Consider the following 305-nt stretch of genomic DNA (forward strand, 5'->3'; position numbering starts at 1 on the left):
TAGGAAAACATGAAAAAATATACATACATACTTGCAGGCCTTTTATTAGTTAGCGGATTGGCACATGCACAAAAGAAAAATTTAAAACGCGTAAATAAGCTTTTTGAAATGCGAGCTTATAAAGACGCTGCCGAAATTTATGAAACCAAGGAGCGTAACCAAGAAGTGCTTCAAAATTTAGCAGATAGTTATTACTATAATTCAAGCCTTCAAAAAGCAATAAAAACGTATAGAGAACTTTTTGTAGAATATGGCGATTCTATTGATGTCGATTATCATTTTAGGTTTGCGCAAGCATTAAAAGG

At 32.8% G+C, this 305-nt stretch carries 1 pseudogene; it reads left to right on the plus strand.

Annotated features, from left to right (window positions below):
• Positions 1–9: 9 nt before the first annotated feature.
• Positions 10–305: pseudogene (locus KI686_RS16275) on the plus strand (OmpA family protein); the annotation flags it as partial.

Origin of the sequence: Polaribacter sargassicola (genome assembly GCF_021991835.1) — a bacterium.
Lineage (GTDB): Bacteria > Bacteroidota > Bacteroidia > Flavobacteriales > Flavobacteriaceae > Polaribacter > Polaribacter sargassicola.